Here is a 24,523-nt window from a genome sequence, read left to right on the forward strand (position 1 = left end):
CGGCACTCGCAAACACTGGATTGCTTCGCTACGCTCGCAATGACGACCGTTTAGAGAAGTCAGATGAGCACTTACCTGCCGACCCTAAAGCAGTTGCAATACCTCGTTGCCCTGCACGAACACGGACATTTCGGGCGCGCGGCCGACGCCAGCTTCGTCTCGCAGTCCACGCTTTCGGCAGGCCTGCGCGAACTCGAATCACTGCTCGGCGTCACGCTGGTCGAACGCACACGCCGCGTTGTGCGGTTCACGCCGCTCGGCAATCAGGTCGTCGCCAAGGCGCACCGTCTTTTGCGCGAGGCCGAGGAACTGTCCGAACTTGTCCAGAGCCACGGCGCACCGCTGGGGGGTGAATTGCGGATGAGCGTGATCCCGACCATCGCCCCGTTCCTGCTGCCGCGAATCCTGCCGCGCCTGCGCAAGGAACGCCCGCAACTGAAGCTGTTCCTGCGTGAGGAACCCAGCGCCGCCGCCATCGAATCGCTGCACCATGGCCGCGCCGATTGCGTCCTGCTCGCGCTGCCTTATGCCACCGGCGAGGTCGAAGCCGAAGTGCTGTTCAAGGACCCGCTGCTCGTCGCCTTCCCGAAGGACGATCCGCGCGATCCCCCGGCCACGATCACGTCGAGCATGATCGACGAAAACCGCCTGCTCCTGCTTGAAGATGGCCACTGCCTCAAGGAACACGCGTTGGCCGCCTGCAACCGCCCGGAAATGCGCGCCAGCGCAACGATGATCGGCACGAGCCTGCATACACTCGTCCAGATGGTCGACAACGGCCTCGGTCTCACGATGCTTCCGCAGATGGCCATCGATGCGGGCATCCTGCACGATACCAATATTGTCGTGAGGCCGCTGAAAGCCGACCACGCCTGGCGTGACATCGCGCTGGTGTGGCGCAAGAACAGCCCGCGGGCAGAGGAATTCCGCCTGCTCGCAACGGAACTGCGGGCGGGTTGACTTCACAAGCGGATGCGCAGAAATATGCGCATATGACAAAGCAAGACCACGCTTTTCCAGACGAGCAGCGAAGAGCCACCAATGTCTCGCTGCAAGCGGGTATGGTGGGTGAGGCCAAACGCCTCGGAATAAACGTATCGCGTGCTTGCGAAGCTGGTTTGGCGGCCGAAATTGCAAAAGCGCATGCGCGTCAATGGAGAGCGGACAACGCCTCCGCGCTTGCAAGTTCAAACGAGTGGATAGAAAGACACGAACTGCCGTTGGCACGCTACCGCCAGTTCTGATGGCAAAATTCGATGTCTATCGTGGCAGGGCCGATGGTGTCCTTCTGCTCGATTGCCAGGCCGACTTGCTCAACGATCTTTCAACACGATTGGTCGTTCCATTGCTGCTTGAGCGAGACGCCCCACGCCCAGCCGCGCGGCTTAACCCGGTCTTTGAATTGAAAGAACAGCGCTATGTAATGGTCACGCAATTTGCCGCAGCAATCGCGGTGCGCGACCTCGGCGGCCGAATTATATCGCTGATATCCGAGCAGGATCGCGTAAATTTGGCGCTCGACATGCTGATAACAGGCCTTTGAAGCCTCAATCCATGTGCTTCAGCCCCACCCGCAGGTAATCCCACCCGGTCACCAGCGTCAGCGCGGCGGCAGCCCACAGCGTCGTCAGCCCCACGGTGTGCGGCACATTGACCACGATCAGGCCCACATCTGCCGTCCAGCCGGGCATGGCCTGTCCCAGGATCAACGCGCCAAGGCACACCATCTGGAAGGTCGTCTTCCACTTTGCCAGCTTGCTGACCGGCACCGAAACCTGAATGCCGCCCAAAAACTCGCGCAGGCCCGATACCGCGATTTCGCGCACCAGAATGATCAGTCCGGCGATGACATGCATGTCGCCGACGTATGGCCCGGTCAGGATGCCCTGCGCGGTCAGCACGAGAATCACGGCGGCGACCATGATCTTGTCCGCAATCGGATCGAGGAAAATGCCCAGTTTGCTGACGGCGCCCTGCGCGCGCGCCAGATAGCCATCGAAATAGTCGGTAATCCCCATCAGGCAATAGACGCCGAACGCCAGCGCATAGCCCAGTCGCCAGTCCGGCCACCACAGCAATGCGGCAAGCAACGGGACGGTCACGATCCGCGACAGGGTGAGAAGGTTGGGCAAGGTCAGCATTGCGCCCGCCATAACCCGCAAATGCGTCGAACGGAATTGTAACCTGCAACGGCTGGTCGCGGATGGCGCAAATCCCTCTTGCCGATGCATGCCATCGGGTTAAGGGTTCGCGCAAGTTGGGCGGCTGGCAAAGGGTTCATGACAACATCGACGCATCTGGTGCGCACGCGCCGCTTCCTGCCGTTGTTCATCACCCAGTTGCTGGGCGCCTTCAACGATAACCTCTACAAGAACGCGATGGTCCTGTACGTGGTGTACAGCGTCTACAGTTCCGAAGCGGAAGAAGCACGCTTCTCGGCCATAGCATCGGGCCTGTTCATCCTGCCGTTCTTCCTGCTGTCCTCGCTTGCAGGCCAACTGGCCGACATGCGTGACAAGGCGCGGATCATCCGCATCGTCAAGGCCTGTGAAATCGCGATCATGCTGGTCGGCGGCGCAGGTCTGGTCATGGCGTGGATGGGCATGGAAGTGGAAGCCATCGCCATTCCGCTGATGCTGGCGGCGCTTCTGGCCATGGGCGTCCACTCCACCTTCTTCGGCCCGATCAAGTACGCCATCCTGCCGCAACATCTGCGCGAAGGCGAAGTTCTCGCAGGGACCGGACTGGTCGAAGCGGGCACGTACATCGCGATTCTGGCAGGCACCATTCTCGCGGGGTGGATTCCGGTCGAGGTCGCCGCGGCAGGCGTCGTGATCACCGCCATGATCGGCTATTTCACCGGAAGGCAAGTGCCGCCTGCCCCGCCAACCGTCGAAGCCCAGCGCGTCGATTACAATATCTGGCGATCTTCGATAAACCTCATCCGCAACACCACCCGGCACCGCCAGGTGTTCATGGCAATCATCGCGATCAGCTTCTTCTGGACCGTGGGCACCGTGCTGTTCATCCAGTTTCCGCCGCTCGCCAAAAATGTGCTCTTTGCAAGCAAGGAAGTGGCCAGCCTGTTCCTGGTGATGTTTTCGGTCGGCATCGCCATCGGTTCGGTATCGATCAACGCCTTGCTCAAGGGCACCGTGTCGGCGCGCTATTCGCCCGCCTCGGTGATCACGATGGGGCTGTTCGTCGTCGCGTTCTACGTCGTGTGCAATTCGTGGCGGGACGTGCCGGGGCAGCAATTGATGGACGTCGCCACCTTCATCGCCCATCCGCTCGCCATTCCGCTGCTCATGTGCCTGCTCGGCATCGCCGTTGCCGGCGGCATGTTCGTGGTGCCGCTTTATGCCTTTCTCACGACCGTGGTCGACAAATCGGAAACCGCACGCACGATTGCCGCGAACAACATCATCAATTCAGGGGCCATGGTGGTCGGTGCGCTGGTGGCCGGGGCATTGAGCGGTATGGGCGTTGCGCTGGTCGACCAACTGCTGCTTGCCGCTGCGATGTGCGTGGTATCGGCATGGCTCGGCTGGCTGCTGTACAAGGCGGAACGCGCCGCAGCCTGAGCTAGCTCCGATAAGGCGTTGAAATCAGGCGATGAAGACCATGACCGCCAGAAAACACGCGCAATAGGCGATCATGAAATCGCGCAAGTCCTGCATGGTGATGCGCTTGAGATCGACCGGGGCGGAACGGATTTCCGCCTCGCGCAGACGCTCCTCGGCACGGCGCATTGCCGCCAGTACTTCGGGTTCGGCTCGCGGCAATTCACGCAGCACATGCCGCGGCAAGGAACGCCGGAAAGGGTGGCGTGACGTGCCATACTGGATGGCGGGCATGAATGCGGGCGACCTGTTCATGCTGTCGTCTTAACGAATTCTTCACCATTCGAAATCCCGTGCATCGGGCGAATTTGCGTTCGTTCCAAGCCGGGACAACCCCGAACGCAAAAGGCCGCCCCCGACAGGGAGCGGCCTCAATCACGCTATCATCAAGCGGAAGTCAGATGCTGTCGCCAAGCGCGCCCTTGACCTTGCCCTTGACTTGCTGGGCTTCACCCTTGCGCTCCTGCGCCACGCCTTCGGCGTGAAGGCTGGCATTGTCAGTCGCCTTGCCGATGCCCTGCTTGACATTGCCGGCAGCTTCATTGGCGAGGCCCTTGGCCTTGTCGGTCATTTCACCCATGATATATCTCCTTGATAACTGGTGAATTTCTTCACCGTCTCGTCGAAGATACTACGGTCGAACAGCCGGGCGGTTCCCGCCTCAATCAACGCCGGCCATTTTGAGGATCAGTGCCCACTCTTCGGGCCGTACCGCGCCGACAGACAGGCGCGACAGCCGGATCAGGTCCATCCCGGCAAGTTCGGGTGTAGCCTTGATCGTCTTGAGCGTCACGGTTGCGGGCAACTTTTCCACCGGCTTCACTTTCACCGCCGCCCATTTGCCGTCGGGATCAGTCGGATCGGTCAATCCGCCCTGGCTGATCACGATCACGCCGACAATCTCGATACCGATGTTCGAATGATAGAAAAACGCAAGATCGCCCGCCTTCATCGTGCGCAGGTTGCGCGCGGCAAGGTGATTGCGCACCCCGTCCCACGTCCCCTCACCCTCGGCCACCAGATCATCCCAGCCATAGACGTCAGGCTCTGACTTCATCAGCCACAAGTTGCGACCAGCCGTGTCGGCGATGTTGATTTTGGTCATGAAACCCCGCGTGAATCCCGTTAAGGCGGTTTCCATAGCGACAATTGTGCGAACTGGAACACCATGCCTCTCGAAACCCTGCCGGTAATCTCGCTTTCCGGCGATCCGGCGCCCCTCGCCCGCAAACTGGGCGAAAGCTTCCAGACGTTCGGGTTCGCCATGGTCAAGGATCACGGCGTCGACCCTGACCTGATCGGCCGCGCCTGGGCACTCACCGCTCAATTCTTTGCCCTGTCCGAAGCAGAAAAGCGCAGCTATCACCTTGCCGGGCAAGGCGGCGCGCGCGGCTATACCCCGTTCGGCACCGAAATCGCCAAGGGCGCCAAGCTGCACGATCTCAAGGAATTCTGGCACGTCGGCCGCGATCTTCCCGCAGGCCACCCCCTGTCCGGTTCCATGCCGCCAAATGTATGGCCTGCCCGGCCGGCCGACTTCCGCGAAACCTTCGAAGCGCTCTATGCCGAATTCGACCGCGTCGGCGCGCGCATCCTCTCCCACATCGCTGTGTGGCTCGGCCTTGATCAACACTGGTTCGATCCCGCGATCGACGATGGCAACTCGGTCATGCGCCTGCTGCACTATCCGCCCGTTCCCGACGCCGAATCCGGCGCGATCCGGGCGGGTGCACATGAGGACATCAACCTCATCACCCTTTTGCTGGGGGCCGAGGAAGCGGGCCTTGAACTTCTGGCCAGGGACGGACGCTGGATCGGCGTATCGCCGCCCGAAGGCGCGATGGTCGTCAACATCGGCGACATGCTGCAGCGCCTGACCAATCACGTCCTGCCATCGACCACGCACCGCGTACGCAATCCCGATGGTGAACGCGCCAGCCACAGCCGTTATTCGATGCCGTTCTTCCTGCATTTGCGCAGCGATTTTGCGTTCCGCACGCTGCCGGAGTGCATCACGCCCGAAAATCCTGACCGCTACCCCGTATCCATCACCGCAGACGACTATCTGCAGGAACGCCTGCGCGAAATCGGGTTGAGGAAATAGTCTTGGCGCGCGCGCTCGCCCCGCGCGCGCTATTCTGCCCGCTCCACCGGCACCACGTTGTACTTGCGCACTTCATCCTGGCTCAGGCAATAGCGGGTCGAAGGGTTTTCCTTCGAAGCTACCGCCTGCTGCTTGTACATCACTTCGGTCAGCAGCTTGCGGCTGATACCCATGCGGATCAGGAAATCGTTATCCTCGCTCGCCAGCAGTGCGCTGGCCTGCTCGATTTCGCCGATCAGCCGCGTCGTCTCCTCGGTGCCTTCGTCCACCGAAATCTCGATCACGTCGCGATCGCCCGTGTGCGTGAACATGTGCACCATGAAGAACCCGCCCGGCTCCACGAACCGCCGATCCCCGCCCATGAACACGAAGTTGCACGCTGAAAAGCAGGTCCACCCCGCAGGAATGCGCGTGACCATGCCGGGGTAGGACCGGATGACCTTGCCCGCGCGGTTGCCTGCCGATGCATCGCCGCCGCGCGATTTCAACCAGACTTCCTCGATTCGCTCGTCGGCCTCGATTGCCGCCTGCAAACGGTCGGGCAGCCGTGCATCGATGATGCCATCGGCAATCAGAACGCGCTTCTGGCCCTTGTCGGCCACCGTCAGCGTCATCGCGCGCGCCTGGCCCCAATCGGGCTTTTCCGGGCATGTCGGGTTCTTCGGATCAAGCGCAACCGGCCTCGTCGCCCCGGTCGCCAGCAACAACGCAGCGCCAAGCAATCCGCAACGCAGCATCACGCCGCCAGAGCATAACGCGATGAGCCAGGCGCGCGGCACATCCGCTTGTTGGCCGTCGTCTCCTCGCCGTTGACGATGATCACGTCCGAAACCGTGATGCACTGCCGCCCCTGTCCACTTGCCCCCGCCGCTTCGTCATTGCGCGCGATCACCGTCGATGTGCCCGAAACATTCTCGCGCGTGTTCGAAGTCCACGATGCCGTGCTGCCCACGTCATCGCCGCGTGTGGCCTCCACCGTCGCCTCGGCGGCCTGCTTCTGCTCTTCGGGATCGAGGCGGCAGGCGATGGCATTGGTCAGCGTATCAGCCACTTCGGCAGTCGGGAAAAAGCTCGAAAGTCCGGCTGACCCGGCCGCCCGGCCAAGCCCTTGCCCGATAAGCCCGCCCAGCATCGAAGATCCGGCGCTCTTGCTCTTGCCTTTGGGGCAGCCGTTCGAATCGTTCTTGGCTGACGAGGAACTGCGTGGGATCGAAGGGATACTGAACCCGCCGAACTGCGCCGATGCCTGGCTTGCCATCAGCGCCACCGCCCCGACGGCGCAGACCGCCGAACCGCTTCGCATCATCCAGACAAACTTGCCGTTACGCATCACAATTGCCCTGCCAGTAGTTCCATCATGCCGGAGCCGCGCCTTCTAACATGGGTTGCTACCAGCGGTGTGATGTTCGTCAATCACCCAGCGGCAATCGACGGCGGCAGCGAACGCCCTGTCGCAAATTGGACGCAAACCATCGCACCGAAACGAAAAAAGCCGCCCGCAGGCGGCTTTTCAGGATGGATGGTGGAGCCTAGCGGGATCGAACCGCTGACCTCCTGCATGCCATGCAGGCGCTCTCCCAGCTGAGCTAAGGCCCCATCTATCCAACATGTTCGCCCTGGGAGGCAAACCGTTCCGGCGGTGTCTCTCGCCGGGAGCCGCGCCTCTAAGAGAAGCCTTCCCCACTGGCAAGACCATTTTTCAATGGCCGCGGTTTTTTGTGGCCCACCCGTCCGGGCAGGCCACGCAGGATCACACTTCGTCGTCGTTACCGTCGTGGCCGGGAACGCCAAGATCGTCGTCGCCGCCAAGGTCAACGTCGTTGTCGGGCGAATCGCCGTCCTCGTCGATGTCGAGATCCTCGTCGGCCAGATCCACGTCAGGGGCGACGTCGACCTTTTCCTTCTGGATTTCTTCATAGGGGATCGGCTGCTTCGATTTCAGCACCGGGTCCGGGTGCCAGGCATATTTGCACTCTACGCAGGTGATCGGGTCGCTCTTGCCCAGATCGTAGAAGCGGGTGCCGCACTTCGGACAGCTGTGCTTTGCGCCCCATTCCGGCTTGACCATGAAACTTCCTCAACGCTGGCCCGATGCCATCAATCTGGACCGGGCGGAAAAACTGCACACTTGATCGGTCCGCGACTGCGCGGAATCAAGAGAGCGCGCGCCTTGCCATAGGCGCGCCACGCTGTCAAAAGCCGCGCGCCTTATCCGCCCTTCTTTGCGCGAAAGATTACCAACGCCGTGTCGTCCCACGATCCAGCCCAGATGCGCCCACGCCGCTTTACCGCCACCGGCCCGCTCAAAGGGCGGATTCGTGTGCCGGGTGACAAGTCGATCAGCCACCGCTCGATCATGCTGGGCGCACTGGCCGTGGGCGAAACCCGCGTTACCGGCTTGCTCGAAGGCGAGGACGTGCTCTCCACCGCCGCCGCGATGCGCGCGATGGGGGCCACGATCACGCGCGATGGTGATGGCATGTGGCATGTCCACGGCGTCGGAGTCGGCGGGCTGCTTCAGCCGCAACAAGCGCTGGACATGGGCAATTCGGGCACGTCCACCCGCCTGCTCATGGGCCTCGTCGCCACGCACCCGATCACCGCCACGTTCATCGGCGATGGCAGCCTTTCGAAGCGCCCGATGGGCCGCGTGATCGACCCGCTGTCGATGATGGGCGCAGACTTCACCGCCGCGCCCGGAGGCCGCCTGCCCCTGACGCTGCGTGGCATTTCGCCCGCCGTGCCGATCGAATACCGCCTCCCGGTCGCTTCTGCACAGGTCAAGAGCGCGATCCTGCTCGCCGGGCTGAACACCCCCGGCATTACCACCGTGATCGAACCGATCCCCACCCGCGATCACTCCGAACGCATGCTGCGCGGCTTCGGCGCGGAACTGACGGTGGACATTGCCGATGACGGCGCCCGCGTGATCCGCGTGACCGGCGAGGCGGAACTCCGCCCGCAGGATATCGTGGTCCCCGGCGATCCCTCCTCCGCCGCCTTCTTCGTCGTCGCGGCGCTGCTGGTCGAAGGCTCGGACCTCGTGGTCGAGAACGTCGGCCTCAACCCCACCCGCGCCGCACTGTTCGATGTGCTGCGCCTGATGGGCGGCTCCATCGAGGAACTCGACCGCCGCGATGTCGGCGGAGAACCCGTCGCCGATCTGCGTGTGCGCCATTCGCTGCTCAACGGCATCGACGTGGACCCCGCCGTGGTGCCGAGCATGGTCGACGAATTCCCGATCCTGTTCGTCGCCGCCGCGCTGGCCAGGGGGCGCACTGTCACCACGGGTCTTGAAGAACTGCGCGTCAAGGAAAGCGACCGCATCTCCGCGATGCGCGCCGCGTTGGAACTTGCAGGCGCGACCGTGACCGAAACCGAAGACGGCCTTGTCATCGACGGCATCGGCGGCGATCCCCTACGCGGCACGGCTGAGGACGCTGCCATCGTCACCCACCTCGATCACCGCATCGCCATGGCCATGGCCATTGCCGGAATCGCCAGCCGCAAGGGCGTGGAAGTGGACGATACCCGCCCCATCGCCACCAGCTTCCCGATCTTCGAAAGCCTGCTGGCGCAAGTGAGCGGCGCTGCATGATCATCGCAGTCGACGGCCCCACCGCATCGGGCAAGGGCACCATCGCCAAAGCGCTCGCCGCCCATTTCGGCCTGTCCCATCTCGATACCGGCCTGCTCTATCGCGCAGTCGGGCGGCAGGTATTCTTGAACGGCGGCAACCCCGATGACCCAGCAGATGCTCTGGCCGCCTGCACGTTCGCCGATACCTTGCTGAACGATCCCGAACTGCGCACGGAAGAGTCCGGCGGCTACGCCAGCCGAGTCTCCATCCACCCGGCCGTGCGCGCAGCGCTGCTGGCCCGGCAGCAGGCCTTTGCGAACCAGCCCGGCGGCGCAGTGCTGGACGGACGCGACATCGCCACGGTAATCGCCCCCCACGCCGACGCCAAATTGTTCGTCACCGCGAGCGTGAGCGCCCGCGCGATGCGGCGCTGGGTGGAGATGAAAGGCTTCGGCCTCGACGTGGAGCGGGCCGCAATCGAAGCCGACCTCGAAGCCCGCGACGAACGCGACCGCAACCGCGCCGAAGCGCCGCTGCGACAGGCCGACGGAGCGGTCCTGCTCGATACGTCCAATCTGGCGAAGGAAATGGCCGTCGCGATGGCGATTGCTCTGGTGGAGAAGCAGGTGGCGCGGGGGTGAGTGGCTACGCGGCCAAAAGGCTGCACACGCCACAATACCCACACCGTCATCGCCCTCAAGCCAACCCGTCACCCTGAACTCGGTGCACCCCACAACCAGCAGGCTGATCGGCAAAATGGATCCTGAAACAGGCTCAGGATGACAAGGAAGGTAGGAAGGGGATTGCAACGAGCAATTCCCACCAAAACGGCGTCACCCTGAGCTTGTCTCAGGGTCCATCCCTCGGCACGCAATGGCCATGCCGGACGAAAAACAACCCTGCGTCTACATCCTCGCAAGCGGGCATTACGGCACGCTCTACATCGGCGTGACGTCAGACCTGATGAAGCGGCTCTGGCAGCACCGCGAAGGCGCACTTCCCGGTTTCACGGCGGACCACGGTGTGAAGCGCCTCATTCACTTCGAACTGTTCGGAGATATGGAACGGGCGATCCGGCGCGAAAAGCAGCTCAAGAACTGGCGGCGACAGTGGAAGATCAATCTGATCAACGAAGTAAATCCTGAGTGGCGGGATTTGGCGGTGGGTTTAGGATTCGCCCCTTTGGCGTAGTGTGGTCCGAAAATGGACCCAGAACCGCGGGCCAGCACAGCCGAACAAGCTGCTGCAAAACCCGTTCGGCAACCCACCGCCAAAATTCCGTCATGCTGAACTCGTTTCAGCATCCATCCCTCCCCAACCACTGTCCGCGCATGGGGAGAAATGGACCCTGAAACAAGTTCAGGGTGACGATTCTGTTTGGGGCAGAAACTTCGCCCTCCCGCAGGCAGGAGGGCCGCGAGACTTGCGCTTTCGCAGAAAGCGTTAGTCGCAGCAGGGTGGGTTTGTGGCGGTTGCTAATTAAAACCAGCTTCGCGCTGATGGCGGATGGCGAGGATGGTCACAACATCCCCGTCCATACGATAACGCGCAACGTACCCGCTATCTCCGAAGTCGATCACCCACTCGCGGAAGTCTTCGGGAAGGTCATCCACCATACGGCCAATGTGCGGGTGGCTTCCTAAAAGCCTAACGCTGCGAACGATGGCCTCACCCGCGCGGCGGGCAACATCCGCACTTTTCGGCTGCAGAAAATCCCGAAGCCGCCGAAGGTCACGTATTGCAGCAGTGGAATAAACTACTTGTGGCATTCGGGTGCGCGCGACTCATTGTCGGAACCCCAGCTTGCCAGCCATTTTTCGACCTGGTCAGCCGTAGCGTGCAGGCCAGTCGCCTGAAATTCATCCCACGCATTGAGCGTGTCCTGACGGAAAGATTCACACTTTTCCTCACGCTCGACATATTGCGCGATGGCCTCACGCATGATCCAGTGCGATGTACGGCGGCGGGTTTGGGCAAGCTGCTGGATGCGACCTTTCAGCGCGTCATCGAGCTTAATGGATGTCACAGCGGGCATTGACCGACCTCCGTAGTTCAAGGTATTACCTTGCAACACTACATCAACCCGACAACGATGTCCACAAGGCTTGCCTATCCACGACTATCATTCAACCACATTAACGTCATTGGAAAGTCAACATACTAGAGGTTGTTAACGACATCCGCACAATGTTACGGTACGTAAATCAATGCGGGCCGGAGGCGGAGTTCAATGCAGCTCAGTAAAACCTTGGCTGTGTGCGAACAGATTGAAATGAGAGTGACAAAGCGCCGCAATAGAGCGGTTGCATCGCTTTGTGTCGGAGCCGCATTGCTTTACGTGAGCGCTTTGATCTGGACACCTTGGCAAAGCGGCCTTGAAAGCCGTTTAGTTTTGATCAGCATTCTCGCTGCCACCTTCGGGTCAGTGTGCATCTTGCTTTTGGGACGTGCAGAACAGCGGCGCTACCAAGCCTTTATCAATCAGCAGAAAGATATTGTTGCTGCTATCGCCGCAACAGAGTCGAAACCTCTTAAGACTGCAATAGACTGCCTCACCCAAGCTAAGTCACATTCAGGAGATGCCAGAGCTTATTTGCAGATATGGGCACCGATGCTGGATCGGCATCTTAATCACCTGCTCGACAAGGAGGCCAAAGAAGAACGTGAAGCCAGGATTGCACAGCTTTGTCGAGACGCCGATCAATTGGTGAAGTCTGCCATCCGACGGCAGCACGAAGCATTGCCTGAAATCAAAGCTAAAATGCGGCTTGAGGAAGAGCTTCCCCACTTGCGTCGCCTCGTTGAGGAGGCGGATAACCAGTTCAAATCCGCGCTAGGCAAGCGCAAGCTAAAATGGTGGTTGATGCTAACGCGCAATCGGAGCGCGCTTGAGGAAGTTGAGCGTCAAATACTGGCGCTTGAGACCGCACTGGAGAAACTGAACGCATCGCCAACCGTCATCATAGCTGAAGAGCAATACCGCGAATTCAAAGCGATCGTTGACCGAAGAGTGGCACAGGCAAAAGCTGCTGCAATCGGAACGGTTCCCGATAGTCGCAACACGCCTTTCGAACCTGACCACGCTCTCACCGTTGGCCTGTTTGCAGGAGTTGCCACCGGTGCAAGATCATTGGTCCATGACGTGATCCAAGCGGGTAGCGTCTTTAACTCACTCCGTGAAGTGAATCGTAATTTCGATGGCATGAGTGATTTTGAAATCTGGCAAGAGGCTCTTGCAATGCCGACCGACTCTTTGATCGGGCTGGCTTCATTGACCAAGGGCGCGTATTTTGAGAAGCTAGTAGAACACGACTTTGGCGGCGAGAGGTTTGCAAATTTCAATCACCCCGACACCGACATTGTCATCGACGGGGTAGCGATCCAAATCAAGGCTACCGATAGCGTCAGCTACATCAACAGCGTTGAAGACCACATTCCCATCATCGCAACATCCGAAGTTGCGCAGAAGACCGATGCAATCGATGGCGGATTTTCGGACGAGGAACTGTCGGAAGCCATCGATCTGGCACTGGGCGGAACTGTCATCGATATAGGCGATGCGGTTCTGGATGGCGTCGCCTCCGGCATTGGCGGTGTCGGCATCGTCGCAATCCTTGCAGGATCGCATAGCGCATGGAAATCATATCAAAGCAACGGTGATGCCATTGCGGCGTTAGGAGTTGGCTTGCAAACGACGGCTGTCAGGACCTTACGAACCGCAGTCAATCTTTTCGAAATAGCTTATCGGGGTTCAGCAGCAGTTTTCACATCAAAGCCGACGCAGTTCGTAACAAAGACGGTTCAAGCAGGTTTGAAGGCTGCACATAACAAGATGAACGATTCGTCGACCGGTTCGACGCAAGCCAACTCTCTTACCCCTCTTAGCCGGCCAATTGAGAAATCGTCGTAGAACGCGCTGTCTGTACTCCCACCTCCATTTTCCTTGCTTTTCCTGCCTTTCACGCCTAAGCGCCGCCGGTCCGACAGGCGTTTGCGCTCTATGGATACCCGTCATGGCATACGGCCCGGCGGGTGGTTCGGCCCTTTTTGGCCCACGTGTCGCATGGTGCGGCAGGTGGAGGAAAGACCGGCGGATACAACCGCCTGGCCGGGATACTTAAGACAGGAAGCTCACAATGGCTACCAATCCCACGCGCGACGATTTCGCCGCGCTGCTCGACGAAACGCTTGGCGGAGCCGCCAACGGTGGCTTTGAAGGCCGCGTCGTCAAGGGCACCATCACCGCAATCGAAAACGACAAGGCCGTCATCGACGTGGGCCTGAAGAGCGAGGGCCGCGTTGCCCTGCGCGAATTCGCCTCGCCCGGCCAGCCGCACGGCCTCTCGGTCGGCGACGAAGTCGAAGTCTACGTCGATCGCGTCGAGAACGCTGACGGCGAAGCGATGCTTTCCCGCGACCGCGCTCGCCGCGAAGCCGCATGGGACAAGCTTGAAAACGAATTTGGCGAAGGCAAGCGCGTCGAAGGCGTGATCTTCGGCCGCGTCAAGGGCGGCTTCACCGTCGATCTCGACGGCGCCGTGGCCTTCCTCCCCGGCTCGCAGGTCGATATCCGCCCCGTGCGCGATGTCACCCCGCTGATGGACATGCCGCAGCCGTTCCAGATCCTCAAGATGGATCGCCGCCGTGGCAACATCGTCGTCTCGCGCCGTGCCGTTCTGGAAGAAACCCGCGCAGAACAGCGTTCGGGCCTGATCCAGAACCTCAAGGAAGCGCAGATCATCGACGGCGTGGTCAAGAACATCACCGATTACGGTGCGTTCGTTGATCTGGGCGGCATCGACGGCCTGCTCCATGTTACGGACATGAGCTACAAGCGCGTGAACCATCCTTCGGAAGTGATCGCCATCGGCGACACGGTGAAGGTGCAGATCATCCGCATCAATCAGGATACCCAGCGCATCAGCCTTGGCATGAAGCAGCTGGAATCGGATCCGTGGGATGGCGTGGCCGCCAAGTATCCGGTCGGTGCGAAGCTCTCGGGCGTTGTCACCAACATCACCGAATATGGCGCGTTCGTCGAACTGGAAGCTGGCATCGAAGGCCTCGTCCACGTTTCGGAAATGTCCTGGACCAAGAAGAACGTCCACCCCGGCAAGATCGTCTCGACCAGCCAGGAAGTCGACGTTCTGGTTCTCGAAGTCGATAGCGACAAGCGCCGCATCAGCCTCGGCCTCAAGCAGGCCCAGCAGAACCCGTGGGAAGCCTTTGCAGACAAGCACCCGGTCGGTTCGACTGTTGCTGGCGAAGTCAAGAACGCCACCGAATTCGGCCTGTTCATCGGTCTCGATGGCGACGTGGACGGCATGGTTCACATGTCGGACATCGCCTGGGGCATTTCGGGCGAAGACGCGCTGGCTCTGCACCGCAAGGGCGAGGAAGTTTCGGCCGTGGTTCTCGACGTCGATGTCGAAAAGGAACGCATCAGCCTTGGCATGAAGCAGCTTGAAAAGGGCGCTCCGGCTGCCGGTGGCGCTTCGCCTGCCGCTGCTGGCTCGCTCCGTCGCGGCGAAGTCGTCACCGTCACCGTCCTCGAAGTCCGCGATGGCGGCCTCGAAGTGCAGGCTGGCGAAGACGGCGCGACCGGCTTCATCAAGCGTTCGGACCTTGGCCGCGATCGTGACGAACAGCGTCCTGACCGTTTCCAGGTCGGCCAGAAGCTCGATGCCATGATCACCGGCTTCGACCGTTCCAAGAAGCCGAACTTCTCGGTCAAGGCGCGTCAGCTGCACGAAGAGAAGGAAGCCGTGGAACAGTACGGTTCTTCGGATGCCGGCGCTTCGCTGGGCGACATCCTCGGCGCCGCGCTGAAGGCGAAGCAGTAAGCTTCACCGCCTTCAAGGCACTGAACAAGCAAAGCCCGTTCGGAGCGATCCGGGCGGGCTTTTGCTTTGTCGGCAAGACGCAGCTAGAACGCCTCCATGACCCTGCAAATCCACCAGTTCCCGTGCCTGTCCGACAATTACGGCTTCCTTGTGCATGACCTTGCAAGCGGGGAGACGGTGTGCATCGATACGCCGGATGCCGAAGCCTGTTTGCGCGAAGCTGCGGCCCAGGGCTGGCCCATCACCCAGATCTGGAACACGCACTGGCACCCCGATCATGCGGGCGGGAACGAAGCGATCAAGGCGGCAACCGGCTGCACCGTCATCGCCCCTGCAACCGATTCCGGGAAAATCGCCGCCGTCGACCGCAGCGTAGGCCACGGGGATACGGTGACGCTCGGCCAATACACCGCCACGGTCATCGATGTCGGCGGCCACACGCTCGGCCATTGCGCTTATCACTTGCCCCACGCCGCCACGGCCTTCGTCGGCGATGCGCTGTTTCCGCTGGGCTGCGGGCGCATGTTCGAAGGTACGCCCGACCAGTTCTGGGCCAGTCTTCAGCGCCTGAAGGCCCTGCCGCCAGAGACCGCCCTCTATAGCGCGCACGAATATACCCAGTCCAATGCCCGCTTTGCGATCTTCGCCGATCCCGACAATGCCGCGCTGGAATCCTACGCCGCCAAGGTCGATGCGCGCCGCGAACTGGGACAATGGACCGTTCCGACCACGCTAGCCGCCGAACTTGCCGCGAACCCGTTCCTGCGCGCCGATGCGCCCGATATGGCCGCGCGCTGGGGCGGCGCATCCCCGGTGGAGACATTTGCGGCGCTGCGCGCGGCCAAGGACACTTTTCGCTGACGCCGATCCTGCTAAAGCAGCACGGACTTTGGGGGACAGGCAGTGGCGACCGACAGGAAGATCATCCGGGTAACGTCATTCGACGTCGCCGAAGCGGCAGGCGTCAGCCAGTCCACCGTCAGCCGCGCATTGGCAGGCGATACGTCGATCAGCGAACCGACCCGCCAGCGCGTGATCGAAGCCGCAGGCCGTCTGAATTATCAGGTAGACGAAAACGCCGCGCGCCTGCGCCGGGGCCGCACCGGTACGATTGCTGTGGTGATGATCTGCCGCGAGGCGCAGGACCGCAAGGACATCAACCCGTTCTACTTCTCGCTGCTGGGCAGCACGTGCGCGGCGGCATCTGCGCGCGGCTATGAAACGCTGGTCGCCTTTCAGGACGCACCCGAAAACTTCTGGGGCCACTTTCAGGATCGCCGCAAGGCCGATGGCATGATCGTGATCGGCACAACCACCAACACCGCCGCGTGGGACTATTTCCGCGATCTGCCCGAAGGCACACACTGGACCTGCTGGGGATCGCCTGACAACGAACTGCCGTGGGTGCGCAGCGATAACCTCTCAGGCGCGACGCTGGCGACAAGACACCTGCTGGTACGCGGGTACAAGCAGATCGTCTGCATCGGTTCGGCCACCTCGCCCCAGCGGCAGTTTCAGGAGCGCTACGAAGGCTATGCCGAAGCCATGCGCAGCGCCGGGCAGGAACCTCGCTTCGTTCAGGTCGAATCCGGGCTTGCGCGTGAAGAACAGGGCCGCCGCGCCGCCATCGCCCTCGTCGAGAGCGGCGAACCGTTCGACGCAATCTTCGCGGTGTGCGATGACATGGCGCTGGGCGCGCTCAAGGAACTGACCGCGCGCGGGTTTTCGATCCCCGATCAGGTTGGCATCATCGGCTTCGATGGCATCCGCGCAGGCGCATGGTCCACCCCGCCCCTCACCTCGATCGAACCGGATTTCCAGATGGCCGGAAGCCTTATGGTCGAACAGTTGCTGGCGAAGATCAACGGGACTGAAGGCTCCGGGCGGCGGGTGCCTGTGAAGCTGCTGGTCCGGGGATCGACGCGGGCTTGAGGTCACTTGAAGAGTGGGCAAGATTGTATTACTTTTTGGTACTCGCCTTTTTGAAAGGGTAGTCTGTGCCGCGCAACACCTCCGTTACCATTGGTGAACACTTTACCGATTTCATTTCAACGCAAGTCAAAACCGGACGCTACGGCTCGGCCAGCGATGTAGTACGTGCGGGTCTTCGGCTGCTTGAGGACTACGAGGCGAAAGTGCGGGCGCTGGAGCAGGCTCTGATTGAGGGCGAGGAATCGGGGGAGCCGCAGCCATTTGATTTTGATGAGTTTCTACAGCGCATGAATCGGGAGTATAACGCTCGATGAGAATGGTCAGATTCTCACCAGCGGCCGACGAGGACCTGGTGGGGATTTGGCGCTATTCCGCCGCCAATTGGGGTACGGCCCAAGCCGACAGGTACGTGGTTGAACTGCGAGAGGTTTCCAATGGCCTAGCCAGCAGCACTGGCGGTGGACGGCGTACGCTGCGATCTGATTTATTCAAAATCCGCAGCGGGGCACACATGATCTACTACCGCATGTCGTCAGACCGGATCGACATCATCCGCATCCTGCACGGCAAACAAGACGTCGAACGGCACCTCTGACACCGCCCAAACACAAGACCCCTCCCGGCTTTCACCGGAAGGGGTCTTGTGTTCTTTCAGACCTGATGCGCGATTAGCGGATCAGTTCACCAAACCCGCAATCGCGCCATCGACCAGCGCCTTGTCGGCACCGGCGGAGTGGTTCTTTGCGATCAGGTTGCGGGCAGCGGCAGTTGCCGCTTCGGCAGCCTTGGCGCGGAGTTCGTCAACCGCGGCACGTTCGGCTGCGCCGATCTTGTCGGCGGCCATCTTTTCGCGGCGACCGATCATTGCGGTTGCGTCAGCTTCGGCCTTGGCGATGATCGCGGCGGCTTCTGTCTTCGCGTGTTCGACCATCGACGCCGCGTCCTTTTCGGCGTTGGCGATCTTCGCGGCATATTCGGCGCGCAGCTTTTCGGCTTCGGCGCGGAGCACCTTGGCTTCATCAAGCTGCTTGCGGATCGCATTGATCTGTTTGTCGAGACCCCCGACGATAGCGGCGGGGACTTTCTTGTAGGCAAGAATGCCGAGGAAGATCAGCATCGACAGTGCCACCCAAGCTCCCGGACCCATGCCCAGAGCGGAAGGTTCGACGTGATGTTCACCGCCAGCGGGTGCGTGTTCGACGACAGCAGTGGTTTCCGGCGCGGTGGTCTCAGCGTGGTTAGCCATGAGCGAGAACTCCCTTCACGGCGGACTGCGCCTCGTCGGCGGGGATCGTAAGACCGGCGAGGCGGCTTGCGATGTCCTGCGCGGCTTCGGCGGCAACGCCTTCCACTTCACCCAGCGCAGCAGCGCGGGCAGCGGCAATGCGGGCCTCGGCGGCGGCGACGGATTCTTCGATACGGGCCGATGCAACGGCAAGCGTTGCTTCGGTTGCCCTGGCGGCATCCGCCTTGGCGGCAACGATCAGGGCTTGCGCCGCTGTCCGCTGCTTGTTCGCCTGGACGCGCCAGGATTCCTCTTCGGCATCGGCGGCGGCCCGCGCGGCTTCCGCAGCGGCAAGGTCGTCGGCGATCTGCTTGTCGCGGCCATCCATCGTGGCCATGACCTTGGGCACCATGCCCCGGCCGATCACGAAGAAGATGATGCCGAAGAACACCAGCAGCCAGAAGACCTGGCTGGAATAGGTGGTGGCAAGCTGTTCAATCTGAGGCATCGCGGGTGTCCGGGCGTCAGGCGGCCGGGGCGAACCCCGGCCAGCATTTCAACAATCTGTGACGTTCGTCGCCTGATCAGGCAACGAAGATCAGGATCATCGCGACGACGAACGACAGCAGGCCGAGAAGTTCAGCAGCAGCAAAGCCGATGAACAGACGACCCTGCTGGCCATCAGCAGCGCCCGGATTGCGCAGCGCGCCTTCGAGGAACTTGGCAAACACGTTGCCCACGCCGAGCGAGGCAAGACCGGCGCCAACAGCGGCGAGACCGGCTCCGAGCAGCTTTGCGCTTTCTGCGTCCATGTCAAAAACTCCCTTTTCTCAAATCCGAATGGAACAGGCGTTCCAGATAGTGGTGGCCAAATATCGGTGGGTTGCAGGTATCAGTGAAGATTCTCGGCGTCGTTCAGATAGACGCAGGTGAGCAGGGCAAAGACATATGCCTGAATGCCTGCCACCAGAAGTTCCAGCGCGCAGATGCCGATCATCAGCAGGAAGCTCGGCAATGCAGCGAGGAAGAAGATGCCCACCCCGGCATTGGTGCCGGAGATGACGAAGCCCGATAGCACTTCAAGCAGCACGTGGCCGGCCATCATCGCGACGAACAGTCGCAGGCCAAGGCTGAACGGACGCACCATGAACGAGATCAGCTCGATCGGGAAAATGATCGGGATCATCGCAACGGGCGTACCGTGCGGCACGAACAGCGAAAAGAAGTGCAGGCCATGCTTGGCAAAGCCGACGCCGAGCACGATGGCAAAGCTCATGATCGCGAGTACGCCAGTGACGGTGAAGTGGCTGGTTGCCGTGAACGGGTGCAGGCCAACGAGTGCCAGCGGCATCAGGCCAAGCATGTTGGCAAACAGGATGAACGCGAACAGCGAGAATACGTAAGGCAGGTACTTGCGCCCGGCCTTGCCGATATTTGCCTGAAGCAGATTGTCGACGAAGCCTGTCAGCCCCTCGACCGCCATCTGCCAGCGACCGGGAACCAGTTCGCGCTTGGCACCGCCCGCCACGAACACGATCAGCACCACGGTGGTGATCGCCATCCACAGCGCGGAATTGGTGAACGCGATGTTGTAACCACCGATTGCCCATTGATCGGTCCCGAACAGGGACTCGATCGTGAACTGGTGAACCGGATCGACCTTGCCTTCGGCCACGCGCAAAACCCCGTATCACTCGAATACAACAACAGCGCCCCTATTCGGGGCGCCGGCTCGAAATTCGGATGATGTTACGGAACGCCACGACGACCCCCATGAACAACATCACCAACAACCCCCAGGGGCTTGTCCCGGCGAACTGGTCAATGACCCAGCCGATGAACGCGCCGCCTGCAAGACCCCCGATCAGTTCCGCCAGCACACGGTTGCCCAAGCGATAATTCGCATCGACTTCCCCGCCTGCCTTTGGCCGGTTGCGTTCATCTTCAAGCTCTCGAAGGGCTTTCAGCCGCTTGTCGAGCGCGTCGATCCGCGCATCCTCACCGATAGGTTCGATCCCGGACGGTTCATCATTCATGCCTGTCTCCTGTCAGTTGCCCGACCGAAAGTGCAGCATAAACGACGGTTCACCGCCGAGGGCGCCGCCCCCTTAGGCGGGGGGTAAATTAGAGTCAACCGCTAGCGCGGCCCTGCATCGTCGCTTTCGCCGCAAAAGCAAACGCCCTTCCCCACAGGTGTGGAAAAGGGCGGAATTGCGTCGGCGATTCGTATGCATCGCAAGTGTCAGGGGCAACGCGAATCGCGCAGGGGCGGACCATCGCCGCGGGTCTGCCACGAACCGTCGGGCGCCTGGTACTTCTCTCCCGGCCGGGTCTGGCTGATCAGCAGGCAACCCGATGTCAGCGCGTATTCCTCCACGGTCGCCTTGTTGGCTTGCGCCTTGGTGGCATAGACCGCCTTGCGCTTGATGTTGATATCCTCGACCACCGCGCGCAATGCCGGGGCAGGCGGCGTTACATAGCCGAGGTAGCCGTCCATCTTCTCACCCACCTGCCCTGCGGCGCGCGCCGCAGCATAAGCCGGGTCGCGCGCCTGCGCATAGGCCGCGAGCGGGGCCAAAGTCCCGGCGACCAGTCCGGTAGCGGCGATCGTCATCAAGCACTTGCGAACAGAAATCTTCGCCATCTGCGTCATCCCAATGATCTCACAGGCCATCAGAAGATGCCCGGATTCTCGTCAATCGTGTTGCCCGCGTCCGCCGCGAGCCGATACACGACTTCCTGCTTGATGTTGATGTTCAGCTCGATGACGATGGGCTTGTCCGGCGCATTCACCGAAATGCATCCCCCCGTTGCCAGGCTGGCGATCAACGGCAGCGCCAGCAGGCCGCGCCGCCACAATAGTGATCCTTCTTCCCTCATGCGAAAGATCGTCGCAGGGTTCGCGGATCGGGTCAATTGCACTGGTCTCATGGCAGGTTTCCGCTTTCTGCAGGCTGAATGTTCCGTTGTGCGCCGGGCAGGACGATCACCGGCGCTCCACCGGACCGCACTCCATTGGTCAACCGCTGGACCGGCCGCCCTTGGGCATCGACCAGTCCGAGCGTACGTGGGTCCTTGATCGAGGCCGGGTCGTACATGGCCTTCATCGAGGTAATCAGTTGGTAGAACGGCGCGCGGATGTTGATGTTGAACTGGATGGGCAGGTTGGCCACCTGCCTGGTGAGGAAGTTGCTCTTGGTGCCGGCGCCCTGCTTGACCCCGCCGAACTTCACATTGGTCACGATCTCGCCTTCCAGATCGCCACGCATCGCGATGGTCATAGTTCTGTAATCGATCGATTTCAGCGCATCGAACGCGAAGTTCGCCATCGTGCCCATGTTTTCGTAGGTCAGCGCACCGACGTAGGAGACATTGCCTCCCGGCGCGCGCGACACCAGAGTACCTTCTTCAAGCCTTCCGCCATTTGCGTCGAACACCAGCGGAAACTGCCCATCGAATATACCGGTGGCCGCCAGGTTACCCAGTTCCATCTTTTCCAGGAACTTTGCGGCGTCGATCCCCGCAACCGTCAGGGTATAGCGCCGCGCCTCGGCCAGCCCCAGCCGCAGGTCGGTCGGCTCAAGCTTGAGCGTACCGCCAAGGAACGGCCAGTTCGCCTCGTGCAGGCGCAGCACCTGTTCGGGCAGGAGCGTTACATCGACGACGCCGTCGGTCACCTCGATGCCCGGATTGATCGATGCGACTTTCAGCTTCTGATGAGGCGCGCTGACCATGCCGAGCAGATCGGTAAATTCGATCGTGCCGGACAAGCCTTTCACCGGGCCGAAGGCAGCAGCAAGGTCCATAGCCTCCGTGCCGAAACGCCCGCTGCTGGTCACCCCGCGCGGGTTCCAGTCGATCACGCCGGATCCGCGCACGGTGCCTTCGACATTGGCGACCACGCCCTTGGCCAGATAAGTCAACTCGTCGGCACTGAAGCCCTTGTCGAAGGTCAGCGCATCGACAAACAGGTCGGCATGTCCATTGCCGCTCGAAAGATCGTGGCGGATCGCGGTGCGCAAAACCTCCCGCGATGTCTTGGCTTCGCGCAACAAGGCATTGGCGACAATGCGATTGTCAGCCAGAGACAGCGCGGCCCCTTCGCCCCGCAGCAATTCGAAGCGTTGCGGTTGCAGCCGGTCCGTCACCGTGAACCCCACGTCGGAAAGCACCAGCGCACCGTCGGCAAAGCGCCATTGGCCCGCGGCGCCTGCTATATCGAGAGGAACGGCGGCAAGTTGCGCCTCGACCCCGGAAAACCGCCCGGTGAAATCGGCACCAAGCTGCGCATCGAGATCGGCCAGCCGCAGCTTCGTTGCCGTTTCGGGCGGCCCCAGCGTAACGTCAACGGCCTTTGCATTGAGTACGCCCGGCCACGCGAACCCGACAGCGCCGGTCTTCACCACCAGCGGCGTCTCACCCAGTCGGCCGAACAGGTCCAGCCCCGGCGTTCCCGCGGCCACGCGCAAGCCTGCCGTGCCATTGCGCACGATGGCGCTGCCGCCCGGCGGGCACAAGTTCAGCGTATTGCCATCAACCGCCATCGCCCCCAGCACCAGCCGATCGAACCGCGCGCTGACGCAACGCTTCCACAACGAGAGTTCGCCGCTCGCGCCATAGGCCCCGTTCACGGGCAGCAGCAGGTTTTGCACCGAACCACCTGGAATCGCACCGGAAACTTGGGTGGTCCCGGCAAACCCGAACGAGCCGTCGCCGACCTGCACAATCATCATTTCGGGAATCGCCAGTGATCCACCGCCCGCGCGCCAAGGCGCCATGGTCAGCCGGAACAACGCCTGTCCAGCGCGGCCGCGCTCCATCCGTCCAGTCACGCGCGGCAGGCCCGCGCCACCGGTCATGAAATTCCCGGCGAGGCGCGGCGGTCCATCTCCGCCATCGGTTGCCATCTGAAAACGCGACAGCGACAACAGATCCTGCCCGCTACCGCCGACCAGCCGCGCCTGCGGCACCACCAGCGTCAGGCCTTCGTTGCCACTCCGGCGCAGCGAAAGCTCACCCGTCATGCGGCTTCCGCGCTCCTCCCGCTTCAGGCTGGCCCGCATCTGCGCCAGCATGGGCACCAGCAGCGTCCCTTCCGAACCTTTCTGGGCATCTGCCAGCGCGGTATCGAGCGCTGTGCCCTGACGCAGCCCTTCGCCTTGCACCGTGCCGCGAAACTCCGCCTTGTCGAACCCATCGCGCGCGCGAACCAGCCCTTCCACGCCCAGCAACCCGATCTTGACACCGCCGCTACTGACGCTGCCCGCATTGGCTTCTACCCGCCCGCTGAGCACTCCCTCGCGCCAGCCGAGACGCGTGTCGAGCGCCAGCGACTCTGCCGCCAGCCCGGGTGCGACCAGAGCCTTTCCGCGCAGCGCTGCGTTCCCGGCAAAACCGGCCAGCCCCTTGTCCGCCAGCGCATCGATATTCACCGTGGTTGCGCCGGTCCGCAGTCCGCCTTCGCAACTCAGCCCAGCCAGGCGCAATGGCCCGGCAAACGATGGGCGCTCCTTGGCGATCCCGATCTTTCCGAAAAGTGTGGCGCCGTCACTTGCGCAGCCACCGCCGGACAAGCGCGGCGCGACCGCCGCCAGAGTGCCCGCAAAGCCGTCCTGCAATCCGCCGCTGCCGTCCAGCCGAAAACCCACTTTGCCGAACTCGGTCAGCATCAGTCCGCGCCCGTCCTCTACCGTGATGTCCAGCTTGGGAAGCGCAAACGGCTTATTGTCCGGGTCGGGCGCGAACAGCATCTTGTCGAGCGAGCCAAAGCTCAACTTTCCATCCAGGTATTGCCCGTAAACCCTTGGCCGAACAAGCCTGACGAAGCCGATGGTGGGAGTGCCGAGGCGATACTCGACCGCCACCAGTACACGGTCCACGGTCAGGTCGGGGCGCTTGGGATCGCCCACCACCACATTGCGCAGGATTTGGGTGCGGGGGCCGATTGTCTCGATTTCGTATGTGACCGGCAAGCCATAGACAGCAATCTGCCCGGCAATGACCCGGTCCGCCAGTTGTTCGCGCGATAGCCACACCCCAGCCCCTGCCACCAGCGCGACGGCGAGCGCGGGCACACCGATTCTGCGCCAGCGACTGCGGCGGGTCGCACGTTCTGGCGCGGGCGCACCGTCAGGTTCCGCCATTTCGAAACTATCTGCCATCTGCCCCCTTCTTGCGCACTACCCCCGCTTCGGCAATGCACGGCGTTGAACGCGC

31 protein-coding genes and 1 tRNA gene are annotated in these 24,523 nt (G+C 61.7%); 14 read left to right on the forward strand and 18 right to left on the reverse strand.

Annotated features, from left to right (window positions below):
- The first annotated feature begins 63 nt into the window (after nucleotides 1–63).
- The 3 genes from LUA85_RS11745 to LUA85_RS11755 are packed head-to-tail and all read left to right on the forward strand — an operon-like array spanning nucleotide 64 to nucleotide 1,543.
- Nucleotides 64–960, forward strand: coding sequence for a hydrogen peroxide-inducible genes activator (locus tag LUA85_RS11745; RefSeq protein WP_231469926.1), 897 nt, complete (start codon nucleotides 64–66; stop codon nucleotides 958–960).
- A 32-nt stretch (nucleotides 961–992) separates the two neighbouring features.
- A complete protein-coding gene (locus LUA85_RS11750) occupies nucleotides 993–1,244 on the forward strand; it encodes a type II toxin-antitoxin system CcdA family antitoxin (protein ID WP_231469928.1) in 252 nt (83 codons plus the stop codon).
- Nucleotides 1,244–1,543, forward strand: coding sequence for a CcdB family protein (locus tag LUA85_RS11755; RefSeq protein WP_231469930.1), 300 nt, complete (start codon nucleotides 1,244–1,246; stop codon nucleotides 1,541–1,543). The genes LUA85_RS11750 and LUA85_RS11755 overlap by 1 nt, the downstream gene beginning before the upstream one ends.
- Nucleotides 1,544–1,547: 4 nt before the next feature.
- Here LUA85_RS11755 and pgsA read toward each other — a convergent pair whose 3' ends face one another.
- Nucleotides 1,548–2,141, reverse strand: coding sequence for a CDP-diacylglycerol--glycerol-3-phosphate 3-phosphatidyltransferase (gene pgsA / locus LUA85_RS11760; RefSeq protein ID WP_231471854.1), 594 nt, complete (start codon nucleotides 2,139–2,141; stop codon nucleotides 1,548–1,550).
- A gap of 138 nt (nucleotides 2,142–2,279) precedes the next feature.
- Between pgsA and LUA85_RS11765 the strand changes: the two genes are divergently transcribed.
- A complete protein-coding gene (locus tag LUA85_RS11765) occupies nucleotides 2,280–3,584 on the forward strand; it encodes an MFS transporter (protein ID WP_231469932.1) in 1,305 nt (434 codons plus the stop codon).
- Between the two features lie 24 nt (nucleotides 3,585–3,608).
- Here LUA85_RS11765 and LUA85_RS11770 read toward each other — a convergent pair whose 3' ends face one another.
- From LUA85_RS11770 to LUA85_RS11780, 3 genes are all read right to left on the reverse strand, one after another.
- Entirely contained in the window at nucleotides 3,609–3,878 is a 270-nt protein-coding gene (locus LUA85_RS11770; protein ID WP_231469933.1) for a hypothetical protein, read from the reverse strand.
- A gap of 142 nt (nucleotides 3,879–4,020) precedes the next feature.
- On the reverse strand, nucleotides 4,021–4,203 hold the full coding sequence (locus LUA85_RS11775) for a CsbD family protein (RefSeq protein WP_231469935.1): 183 nt from the start codon (nucleotides 4,201–4,203) through the stop codon (nucleotides 4,021–4,023).
- 81 nt (nucleotides 4,204–4,284) lie between these two features.
- Nucleotides 4,285–4,728, reverse strand: a complete 444-nt coding sequence (locus LUA85_RS11780; protein WP_231469937.1) for an EVE domain-containing protein — start codon at nucleotides 4,726–4,728, stop codon at nucleotides 4,285–4,287.
- 63 nt (nucleotides 4,729–4,791) lie between these two features.
- Between LUA85_RS11780 and LUA85_RS11785 the strand changes: the two genes are divergently transcribed.
- Entirely contained in the window at nucleotides 4,792–5,727 is a 936-nt protein-coding gene (locus LUA85_RS11785) for an isopenicillin N synthase family oxygenase (RefSeq protein WP_231469939.1), read from the forward strand.
- A 29-nt stretch (nucleotides 5,728–5,756) separates the two neighbouring features.
- On the opposite strand, the gene LUA85_RS11790 is transcribed toward LUA85_RS11785, so the two are convergent.
- The 4 genes from LUA85_RS11790 to LUA85_RS11805 form a co-directional block, all read right to left on the reverse strand.
- Complete coding sequence (locus LUA85_RS11790; RefSeq protein ID WP_231471855.1) at nucleotides 5,757–6,464, reverse strand: hypothetical protein; 708 nt, start codon at nucleotides 6,462–6,464, stop codon at nucleotides 5,757–5,759.
- Entirely contained in the window at nucleotides 6,464–7,057 is a 594-nt protein-coding gene (locus LUA85_RS11795) for a hypothetical protein (protein ID WP_231469941.1), read from the reverse strand. Before LUA85_RS11795 ends, LUA85_RS11790 begins: the two co-directional genes overlap by 1 nt.
- A gap of 190 nt (nucleotides 7,058–7,247) precedes the next feature.
- Nucleotides 7,248–7,323, reverse strand: a tRNA-Ala gene (locus tag LUA85_RS11800).
- A 154-nt stretch (nucleotides 7,324–7,477) separates the two neighbouring features.
- Nucleotides 7,478–7,795: an FYDLN acid domain-containing protein gene (locus LUA85_RS11805; protein ID WP_231469943.1), complete on the reverse strand. Its 318-nt coding sequence runs from the start codon at nucleotides 7,793–7,795 to the stop codon at nucleotides 7,478–7,480.
- A 201-nt stretch (nucleotides 7,796–7,996) separates the two neighbouring features.
- Here LUA85_RS11805 and aroA point away from each other — a divergent pair, with 201 nt between their 5' ends.
- From aroA to LUA85_RS11820, 3 genes are all read left to right on the forward strand, one after another.
- Nucleotides 7,997–9,325 carry a 3-phosphoshikimate 1-carboxyvinyltransferase gene (gene aroA / locus LUA85_RS11810; protein WP_231471856.1) on the forward strand — a complete coding sequence of 443 codons (1,329 nt, stop codon included), beginning with the start codon at nucleotides 7,997–7,999 and terminating at the stop codon, nucleotides 9,323–9,325.
- A complete protein-coding gene (locus LUA85_RS11815) occupies nucleotides 9,322–9,948 on the forward strand; it encodes a d(CMP) kinase (RefSeq protein WP_231469945.1) in 627 nt (208 codons plus the stop codon). Before aroA ends, LUA85_RS11815 begins: the two co-directional genes overlap by 4 nt.
- 238 nt (nucleotides 9,949–10,186) lie before the next feature.
- A complete protein-coding gene (locus LUA85_RS11820) occupies nucleotides 10,187–10,498 on the forward strand; it encodes a GIY-YIG nuclease family protein (protein WP_231471857.1) in 312 nt (103 codons plus the stop codon).
- A 284-nt stretch (nucleotides 10,499–10,782) separates the two neighbouring features.
- Here the strand turns inward: LUA85_RS11820 and LUA85_RS11825 are convergent, their stop codons facing one another.
- Complete coding sequence (locus LUA85_RS11825) at nucleotides 10,783–11,076, reverse strand: type II toxin-antitoxin system RelE/ParE family toxin (RefSeq protein ID WP_231469947.1); 294 nt, start codon at nucleotides 11,074–11,076, stop codon at nucleotides 10,783–10,785.
- A complete protein-coding gene (locus tag LUA85_RS11830; protein WP_231469949.1) occupies nucleotides 11,064–11,342 on the reverse strand; it encodes a CopG family ribbon-helix-helix protein in 279 nt (92 codons plus the stop codon). Before LUA85_RS11830 ends, LUA85_RS11825 begins: the two co-directional genes overlap by 13 nt.
- A 195-nt stretch (nucleotides 11,343–11,537) precedes the next feature.
- Between LUA85_RS11830 and LUA85_RS11835 the strand changes: the two genes are divergently transcribed.
- The 6 genes from LUA85_RS11835 (at nucleotide 11,538) to LUA85_RS11860 (ending at nucleotide 17,677) form a co-directional block, all read left to right on the forward strand.
- Nucleotides 11,538–13,217, forward strand: coding sequence for a hypothetical protein (locus tag LUA85_RS11835; protein WP_231469951.1), 1,680 nt, complete (start codon nucleotides 11,538–11,540; stop codon nucleotides 13,215–13,217).
- A 226-nt stretch (nucleotides 13,218–13,443) separates the two neighbouring features.
- Nucleotides 13,444–15,150, forward strand: a complete 1,707-nt coding sequence (gene rpsA / locus LUA85_RS11840; RefSeq protein ID WP_231469953.1) for a 30S ribosomal protein S1 — start codon at nucleotides 13,444–13,446, stop codon at nucleotides 15,148–15,150.
- Nucleotides 15,151–15,246: 96 nt separating this feature from the next.
- A complete protein-coding gene (gene gloB, locus LUA85_RS11845) occupies nucleotides 15,247–16,011 on the forward strand; it encodes a hydroxyacylglutathione hydrolase (RefSeq protein WP_231469954.1) in 765 nt (254 codons plus the stop codon).
- 42 nt (nucleotides 16,012–16,053) lie between these two features.
- Nucleotides 16,054–17,082, forward strand: a complete 1,029-nt coding sequence (locus tag LUA85_RS11850) for a LacI family DNA-binding transcriptional regulator (RefSeq protein WP_231469956.1) — start codon at nucleotides 16,054–16,056, stop codon at nucleotides 17,080–17,082.
- Nucleotides 17,083–17,147: 65 nt separating this feature from the next.
- Nucleotides 17,148–17,396 (forward strand): type II toxin-antitoxin system ParD family antitoxin, encoded by a 249-nt coding sequence (locus LUA85_RS11855; RefSeq protein ID WP_231469958.1) that lies wholly within the window; start codon nucleotides 17,148–17,150, stop codon nucleotides 17,394–17,396.
- Nucleotides 17,393–17,677, forward strand: a complete 285-nt coding sequence (locus LUA85_RS11860) for a type II toxin-antitoxin system RelE/ParE family toxin (protein WP_231469960.1) — start codon at nucleotides 17,393–17,395, stop codon at nucleotides 17,675–17,677. Before LUA85_RS11855 ends, LUA85_RS11860 begins: the two co-directional genes overlap by 4 nt.
- 81 nt (nucleotides 17,678–17,758) lie before the next feature.
- Here the strand turns inward: LUA85_RS11860 and LUA85_RS11865 are convergent, their stop codons facing one another.
- From LUA85_RS11865 to LUA85_RS11900, 8 genes are all read right to left on the reverse strand, one after another.
- A complete protein-coding gene (locus LUA85_RS11865; RefSeq protein ID WP_231469962.1) occupies nucleotides 17,759–18,328 on the reverse strand; it encodes a hypothetical protein in 570 nt (189 codons plus the stop codon).
- Entirely contained in the window at nucleotides 18,321–18,815 is a 495-nt protein-coding gene (locus LUA85_RS11870) for an ATPase (RefSeq protein WP_231469964.1), read from the reverse strand. Before LUA85_RS11870 ends, LUA85_RS11865 begins: the two co-directional genes overlap by 8 nt.
- A gap of 76 nt (nucleotides 18,816–18,891) precedes the next feature.
- Entirely contained in the window at nucleotides 18,892–19,119 is a 228-nt protein-coding gene (locus LUA85_RS11875) for a F0F1 ATP synthase subunit C (protein WP_011444975.1), read from the reverse strand.
- A gap of 80 nt (nucleotides 19,120–19,199) precedes the next feature.
- Nucleotides 19,200–19,982 (reverse strand): F0F1 ATP synthase subunit A, encoded by a 783-nt coding sequence (locus LUA85_RS11880; protein ID WP_231469966.1) that lies wholly within the window; start codon nucleotides 19,980–19,982, stop codon nucleotides 19,200–19,202.
- Nucleotides 19,983–20,022: 40 nt separating this feature from the next.
- A complete protein-coding gene (locus LUA85_RS11885; RefSeq protein WP_231469980.1) occupies nucleotides 20,023–20,343 on the reverse strand; it encodes an AtpZ/AtpI family protein in 321 nt (106 codons plus the stop codon).
- A 206-nt stretch (nucleotides 20,344–20,549) separates the two neighbouring features.
- On the reverse strand, nucleotides 20,550–20,921 hold the full coding sequence (locus tag LUA85_RS11890; protein ID WP_231469982.1) for a YdbL family protein: 372 nt from the start codon (nucleotides 20,919–20,921) through the stop codon (nucleotides 20,550–20,552).
- 59 nt (nucleotides 20,922–20,980) lie between these two features.
- Entirely contained in the window at nucleotides 20,981–21,187 is a 207-nt protein-coding gene (locus LUA85_RS11895) for a YnbE family lipoprotein (protein WP_231469984.1), read from the reverse strand.
- Between the two features lie 47 nt (nucleotides 21,188–21,234).
- The gene (locus LUA85_RS11900) at nucleotides 21,235–24,468 is read right to left on the reverse strand and encodes a YdbH domain-containing protein (protein ID WP_231469986.1); all 3,234 of its coding nucleotides are present in this window, start codon (nucleotides 24,466–24,468) and stop codon (nucleotides 21,235–21,237) included.
- Nucleotides 24,469–24,523: the final 55 nt, after the last annotated feature.

This window comes from Novosphingobium sp. CECT 9465 (assembly GCF_920987055.1).
GTDB lineage: Bacteria > Pseudomonadota > Alphaproteobacteria > Sphingomonadales > Sphingomonadaceae > Novosphingobium.

Bases quoted from the DNA above. Each gene is read 5' to 3' on its own strand.
- rpsA (WP_231469953.1), top strand. From the start codon at position 13,444: ATGGCTACCAATCCCACGCGCGACGATTTCGCCGCGCTGCTCGACGAA.
- gloB (WP_231469954.1), top strand. From the start codon at position 15,247: ATGACCCTGCAAATCCACCAGTTCCCGTGCCTGTCCGACAATTACGGC.
- LUA85_RS11890 (WP_231469982.1), bottom strand. From the start codon at position 20,921: ATGACGATCGCCGCTACCGGACTGGTCGCCGGGACTTTGGCCCCGCTC.
- LUA85_RS11765 (WP_231469932.1), top strand. From the start codon at position 2,280: ATGACAACATCGACGCATCTGGTGCGCACGCGCCGCTTCCTGCCGTTG.
- LUA85_RS11785 (WP_231469939.1), top strand. From the start codon at position 4,792: ATGCCTCTCGAAACCCTGCCGGTAATCTCGCTTTCCGGCGATCCGGCG.
- LUA85_RS11780 (WP_231469937.1), bottom strand. From the start codon at position 4,728: ATGACCAAAATCAACATCGCCGACACGGCTGGTCGCAACTTGTGGCTG.
- LUA85_RS11795 (WP_231469941.1), bottom strand. From the start codon at position 7,057: ATGCGTAACGGCAAGTTTGTCTGGATGATGCGAAGCGGTTCGGCGGTC.
- LUA85_RS11895 (WP_231469984.1), bottom strand. From the start codon at position 21,187: ATGAGGGAAGAAGGATCACTATTGTGGCGGCGCGGCCTGCTGGCGCTG.
- LUA85_RS11885 (WP_231469980.1), bottom strand. From the start codon at position 20,343: ATGAATGATGAACCGTCCGGGATCGAACCTATCGGTGAGGATGCGCGG.
- LUA85_RS11870 (WP_231469964.1), bottom strand. From the start codon at position 18,815: ATGCCTCAGATTGAACAGCTTGCCACCACCTATTCCAGCCAGGTCTTC.
- LUA85_RS11825 (WP_231469947.1), bottom strand. From the start codon at position 11,076: ATGCCACAAGTAGTTTATTCCACTGCTGCAATACGTGACCTTCGGCGG.
- LUA85_RS11875 (WP_011444975.1), bottom strand. From the start codon at position 19,119: ATGGACGCAGAAAGCGCAAAGCTGCTCGGAGCCGGTCTCGCCGCTGTT.
- LUA85_RS11865 (WP_231469962.1), bottom strand. From the start codon at position 18,328: ATGGCTAACCACGCTGAGACCACCGCGCCGGAAACCACTGCTGTCGTC.
- LUA85_RS11790 (WP_231471855.1), bottom strand. From the start codon at position 6,464: ATGCTGCGTTGCGGATTGCTTGGCGCTGCGTTGTTGCTGGCGACCGGG.
- LUA85_RS11750 (WP_231469928.1), top strand. From the start codon at position 993: ATGACAAAGCAAGACCACGCTTTTCCAGACGAGCAGCGAAGAGCCACC.
- pgsA (WP_231471854.1), bottom strand. From the start codon at position 2,141: ATGCTGACCTTGCCCAACCTTCTCACCCTGTCGCGGATCGTGACCGTC.
- LUA85_RS11860 (WP_231469960.1), top strand. From the start codon at position 17,393: ATGAGAATGGTCAGATTCTCACCAGCGGCCGACGAGGACCTGGTGGGG.
- aroA (WP_231471856.1), top strand. From the start codon at position 7,997: ATGCGCCCACGCCGCTTTACCGCCACCGGCCCGCTCAAAGGGCGGATT.
- LUA85_RS11830 (WP_231469949.1), bottom strand. From the start codon at position 11,342: ATGCCCGCTGTGACATCCATTAAGCTCGATGACGCGCTGAAAGGTCGC.
- LUA85_RS11835 (WP_231469951.1), top strand. From the start codon at position 11,538: ATGCAGCTCAGTAAAACCTTGGCTGTGTGCGAACAGATTGAAATGAGA.
- LUA85_RS11745 (WP_231469926.1), top strand. From the start codon at position 64: ATGAGCACTTACCTGCCGACCCTAAAGCAGTTGCAATACCTCGTTGCC.
- LUA85_RS11815 (WP_231469945.1), top strand. From the start codon at position 9,322: ATGATCATCGCAGTCGACGGCCCCACCGCATCGGGCAAGGGCACCATC.
- LUA85_RS11755 (WP_231469930.1), top strand. From the start codon at position 1,244: ATGGCAAAATTCGATGTCTATCGTGGCAGGGCCGATGGTGTCCTTCTG.
- LUA85_RS11775 (WP_231469935.1), bottom strand. From the start codon at position 4,203: ATGGGTGAAATGACCGACAAGGCCAAGGGCCTCGCCAATGAAGCTGCC.
- LUA85_RS11805 (WP_231469943.1), bottom strand. From the start codon at position 7,795: ATGGTCAAGCCGGAATGGGGCGCAAAGCACAGCTGTCCGAAGTGCGGC.
- LUA85_RS11770 (WP_231469933.1), bottom strand. From the start codon at position 3,878: ATGAACAGGTCGCCCGCATTCATGCCCGCCATCCAGTATGGCACGTCA.
- LUA85_RS11820 (WP_231471857.1), top strand. From the start codon at position 10,187: ATGCCGGACGAAAAACAACCCTGCGTCTACATCCTCGCAAGCGGGCAT.
- LUA85_RS11900 (WP_231469986.1), bottom strand. From the start codon at position 24,468: ATGGCAGATAGTTTCGAAATGGCGGAACCTGACGGTGCGCCCGCGCCA.